The sequence below is a fragment of the Anaerophaga thermohalophila DSM 12881 genome (genome assembly GCF_000191885.1).
Classification (GTDB): Bacteria; Bacteroidota; Bacteroidia; order Bacteroidales; family Marinilabiliaceae; genus Anaerophaga; species Anaerophaga thermohalophila.
The window spans coordinates 1-4634 of the sequence record NZ_AEWI01000102.1 but is presented as its reverse complement, the minus strand read 5'-3'; the positions used below and the strand labels follow the sequence as shown (position 1 = coordinate 4634).

Sequence of the window (4634 nt, the reverse complement as noted above, 5' to 3'; positions counted from 1 at the left end):
AGGAAAAACGCCCCCCAACAAAACTGTATACGCCAGCCGGGGCTCCACAACATATTGCAAGCTTCGTTTTTCCTTGTTACCCGCTCACGGTTTGAAACAATCTTATGGGGTTTGAAAGCCCCGGCCTGACGCATACAGCCGGGCGTTAGGCACAAGGCAAGAAAAAATCCCTGCTAATTTGAGATTTTTCGTTAGAACAAAGTATTTATAATAAACATTATGATATGACACAAAAAGAAATTTTGAACAGAATTAAATACCAAGAAAAAATTTTAGAAGATTGTCGATTGATTACCGAAAAATGTAATGAAGAAATTATTCAAGGAGACTTACAACCGAATAATCTACAAAGTGCAGAACTTGATAGTATTGCTGCTAAAGGTAGAGCGGTAATTGCGGAAATCGAGCGTCTCAATAAATTACTTAACAGATAGATTTTTACATGACAAAAAATTTATAAGCTATGAATAATGATAACAAATTAAAACAAGATTTGATGCCATTCATTGAAATGGTGCGTAAAGCAAAAGAATCAAACAATGAAGAATTTTTAAAAGCAGTTGATGATTTTAAAACCCTACTGATTGACAAGAAAATATGCAACATTCAAGACAATCCATTGCTCCTTGATAAGCTTATTGATGAAGTTTTGGAAAGTGATAATAAATTCTAAATATTATGAATGCAGAAATACAAGATATTTTAGACAAGATTTTGAAATTATCAGAAAGAATCACAAATGAGTCTAAAGAAGACAGTCCTGATTATGAATTGATTCGGGATTATTCAAGCAAAATAGGAACTATGACATTCCAACTAAAGAAAATAATGCCCAGTGCCTAACACGCGGTCATAAAACATTGGGGGCGAGGTAGTTATTTGAGCCTCGGTTCTCGCATCAAAGTTCTCTGTACTTTGATAGTGAAGTAGCTCCGAAATCCCCAACGTTTCATACCGCCATCCGTTGGGGCCCATTTAATGAAAACCATATTGGCTTGAAAATCCAACTTAAACAGAAACACTATTTTGATTTTTCTTTGCAAATAATTGATTGACAAATAATGAATTAAAAGCAAATTACGAACGGGAACCAAACCAAAATCCGGAATTTTTAACCGGTTGAAAAAAGAGATTTTTAACCGGAAAACTGAATAAGGATTAAAAGCTCAACAAAATCCGTAACGGTTTGATTTTTAAGAGAAAAATAAAAGTGCAATTGAACACGAAACGTAAAGCCCTGAAAATTTTGATTGAAAATGAAATAATAGTGATTACGGTCTGAAGATGGAGTGATTTACATTGAAAAACGCTGATTTTATTGACAAAAACAGAATAAAAACAGTTTGTAACGGATTGAAAATTTCGCAATGTTTGAAAGTGGCCAAAAGCCAGAATCAATTGATAACGAAATGATTTCAGGGAAAATTTTGCGAAAAATGATTAATAATTAAGTCGTAACGGGCAGAAAATAACGGTTGAAAATGGATAATGAACGTTTACGACTGGAAAATGAAGTGATTTGCATTGAAAACCGCAGATTTTAGTGGCAAAACGGAAATAATTGCAGCGGAAAATTGCGCAAAATGATTAAAAACGAAATCGCAACGGCCAGAAAATGAAGTTATAGAATTAAAACGAATTGGTCGGAAATTGCTATTTTTAAAAGTCATTTTTAACGGATTGACAAGAAATGATTGAAAAACCAAAGCCTAACCAAATGAATACCAAACGATTAAATTGAAAATAACTTAACGGACGAAAGGAAAAACGGGCCCCAACAAAACTGTATACGCCAGCCGGGGCTCCACAGCATATTACAAGCTTCGTTTTTCCTTGTTACCCGCTCACGGCTTGAAACAAACTTATGGGGTTTGAAAGCCCCGGCCTGACGCATACAGTAGGGACGTTGTGTGCAACCAAATGAAATGAAATGAAAATCAAAAAGATTCAAACACGATTCGGAATTAAAGAAATAGAAATGATTCCTTGGAATGGCAAAGAAATTCCACGATTTGTATATAAATATAGAGATTGGAAAAATGAATATCATAAGAGACTACTTCTTCACCAAGAATTGTATCTTTCATCACCAGATGAATTTAACGACCCGTTTGATTGTAAAATACCTGTAGCATATTATCTATTAAAAGAAGATAAAAATTTAGAAAACATTTTTTTACAACAATATATTGAGAAGCATTATCACAATCTCTCTGAACAAAAGAAGAAAGAAAAATTTAATCTTTTAAAAAATAAAGGTAATTATAAAAATAATAAGGTAATCGAACAAATAAATTCAGAAATCCAAGAGTATATTAACACAACCGCTGGAATTTTTTGTGCGTCAGCTATAAATGACATTATTTTAATGTGGTCTCATTATGCAAATGCTCACACTGGTTTTTGCGTTGGATTTGATTCAAAAAAGTTGTTCAATTTTTTCACGGATGGTGGACCTGTGAACTATGAGAAAGATTTTCCTTTAATAAAACCAACTGAGAGTAAAAGCGAACAGTGGATGAAACAAATTTTCTCAAAATCAGACATCTGGGATTACGAAGTAGAATATAGATTACATAAACAAAAAGCACCAAAAACAATATGCAAAATTCCAAAAGAAACGATTAAAAAAATAATTATAGGTTATAAAATGCCACAATCTGATATGGATGATTTGAAGAAAATTATTAATTGTGAATTACCACATGTAAATTTATACAAAACTGAACCTGCAAAAAATGAATATAAACTTGAGACAAAAAAAATATAAAGGCAGCACACAACGGAGCTATATACGCCAGCCGTGGCATCCACAGCATATTGAAGGTTTCGTTTTTCCCAAAACCATGCGTTCAAGCTGATAAATCCATAGCTGGTCTGAAACCACGCCCAGGCGCATATAGCCGGGACGTTGGGGCCCATTTAATGAAAACCATATTGGCTTGAAAATCCAACTTAAACAGAAACACTATTTTGATTTTTCTTTGCAAATAATTGATTGACAAATAATGAATTAAAAGCAAATTACGAACGGGAACCAAACCAAAATCCGGAATTTTTAACCGGTTGAAAAAAGAGATTTTTAACCGGAAAACTGAATAAGGATTAAAAGCTCAACAAAATCCGTAACGGTTTGATTTTTAAGAGAAAAATAAAAGTGCAATTGAACACGAAACGTAAAGCCCTGAAAATTTTGATTGAAAATGAAATAATAGTGATTACGGTCTGAAGATGGAGTGATTTACATTGAAAAACGCTGATTTTATTGACAAAAACAGAATAAAAACAGTTTGTAACGGATTGAAAATTTCGCAATGTTTGAAAGTGGCCAAAAGCCAGAATCAATTGATAACGAAATGATTTCAGGGAAAATTTTGCGAAAAATGATTAATAATTAAGTCGTAACGGGCAGAAAATAACGGTTGAAAATGGATAATGAACGTTTACGACTGGAAAATGAAGTGATTTGCATTGAAAACCGCAGATTTTAGTGGCAAAACGGAAATAATTGCAGCGGAAAATTGCGCAAAATGATTAAAAACGAAATCGCAACGGCCAGAAAATGAAGTTATAGAATTAAAACGAATTGGTCGGAAATTGCTATTTTTAAAAGTCATTTTTAACGGATTGACAAGAAATGATTGAAAAACCAAAGCCTAACCAAATGAATACCAAACGATTAAATTGAAAATAACTTAACGGACGAAAGGAAAAACGCCCCCCAACAAAACTGTATACGCCAGCCGGGGCTCCACAGCATATTGCAAGCTTCGTTTTTCCTTGTTACCCGCTCACGGTTTGACACAATCTTTTCGGGTTGAAAGCCCCGGCCTGACGCATACAGCCGGGCGTTGCAGCGCATGTAAAAAAACAAGACAACATTTCTTCAATAGTACAAAAAGGCCCAAAGAAATTCAGAATTTCGTATCTTTGATAAAAACTGATAGCTATGGAATCATTACGTATTGATATCATAAATCCGAAAGCCAAACGACTGATTAAAGACTTGGCTGATATGAAATTAATTAAGATTAGAAAAGAGAAAACAAAATCGGAATTCTCTGAATTACTCGAAAAATTAAGAAGCCAATCCGAGAATGCGCCTTCTTTGGACGAAATAACTAAAGAAGTAGAATCAGTTAGAGCATCCCGATATGAGAAGTAAAAAGGTCATTCTGGACACAAACCTTTGGATTAGCTTTTTAATTACAAAAAACTACAACTTTATTGACAAATTTGTTGAGAATAAGAGAGTTACTTTGATTTTCTCGAAAGAATTAATTCAAGAATTCCTGACTGTTGCCACTCGACCAAAATTTCAAAAGTACTTCACAGACCAAGATATTCAGAAACTGCTTCGCTCATTTGACAACTTCGCAAAAATAATTGAAACCACATCAAATATAGAAATTTGTAGAGATTTCAAAGATAATTTCTTGTTGAACCTGGCAATTGACAGTAAAGCAGATTTTCTTGTAACGGGAGACAATGATTTATTGGAACTGAAGAGAATTGAAAAAACAAAAATACTAACTATCAGAGAATTAAAAGAAAAGATATAAACACGACGCTGCAACAAAACTGTATACGCCAGCCGGGGCTCCACAGCATATTGTAAGCTTCGTTTTTCCTTG

At 33.8% G+C, this 4634-nt stretch carries 6 protein-coding genes; all 6 read left to right on the top strand.

Features of this window, described 5'->3' with window-relative positions:
- Positions 1–224 precede the first annotated feature (224 nt).
- The gene (locus ATH1_RS0115800; RefSeq protein WP_010424024.1) at positions 225–434 is read left to right on the top strand and encodes a hypothetical protein; all 210 of its coding nucleotides are present in this window, start codon (positions 225–227) and stop codon (positions 432–434) included.
- A gap of 29 nt (positions 435–463) precedes the next feature.
- Entirely contained in the window at positions 464–673 is a 210-nt protein-coding gene (locus tag ATH1_RS0115795; RefSeq protein WP_010424021.1) for a hypothetical protein, read from the top strand.
- A gap of 5 nt (positions 674–678) precedes the next feature.
- Positions 679–843 carry a hypothetical protein gene (locus ATH1_RS21525; protein ID WP_010424020.1) on the top strand — a complete coding sequence of 55 codons (165 nt, stop codon included), beginning with the start codon at positions 679–681 and terminating at the stop codon, positions 841–843.
- Between the two features lie 1087 nt (positions 844–1930).
- The gene (locus ATH1_RS0115785; RefSeq protein WP_010424014.1) at positions 1931–2770 is read left to right on the top strand and encodes a DUF2971 domain-containing protein; all 840 of its coding nucleotides are present in this window, start codon (positions 1931–1933) and stop codon (positions 2768–2770) included.
- 1179 nt (positions 2771–3949) lie between these two features.
- A complete protein-coding gene (locus ATH1_RS0115780) occupies positions 3950–4165 on the top strand; it encodes a hypothetical protein (RefSeq protein ID WP_010424011.1) in 216 nt (71 codons plus the stop codon).
- Positions 4155–4562, top strand: coding sequence for a putative toxin-antitoxin system toxin component, PIN family (locus ATH1_RS0115775; RefSeq protein WP_010424007.1), 408 nt, complete (start codon positions 4155–4157; stop codon positions 4560–4562). The genes ATH1_RS0115780 and ATH1_RS0115775 overlap by 11 nt, the downstream gene beginning before the upstream one ends.
- The last annotated feature ends 72 nt before the right edge of the window (positions 4563–4634 follow it).

Bases quoted from the DNA above. Each gene is read 5' to 3' on its own strand.
- ATH1_RS0115795 (WP_010424021.1), top strand. From the start codon at position 464: ATGAATAATGATAACAAATTAAAACAAGATTTGATGCCATTCATTGAA.
- ATH1_RS0115785 (WP_010424014.1), top strand. From the start codon at position 1,931: ATGAAAATCAAAAAGATTCAAACACGATTCGGAATTAAAGAAATAGAA.
- ATH1_RS0115800 (WP_010424024.1), top strand. From the start codon at position 225: ATGACACAAAAAGAAATTTTGAACAGAATTAAATACCAAGAAAAAATT.
- ATH1_RS0115775 (WP_010424007.1), top strand. From the start codon at position 4,155: ATGAGAAGTAAAAAGGTCATTCTGGACACAAACCTTTGGATTAGCTTT.
- ATH1_RS21525 (WP_010424020.1), top strand. From the start codon at position 679: ATGAATGCAGAAATACAAGATATTTTAGACAAGATTTTGAAATTATCA.
- ATH1_RS0115780 (WP_010424011.1), top strand. From the start codon at position 3,950: ATGGAATCATTACGTATTGATATCATAAATCCGAAAGCCAAACGACTG.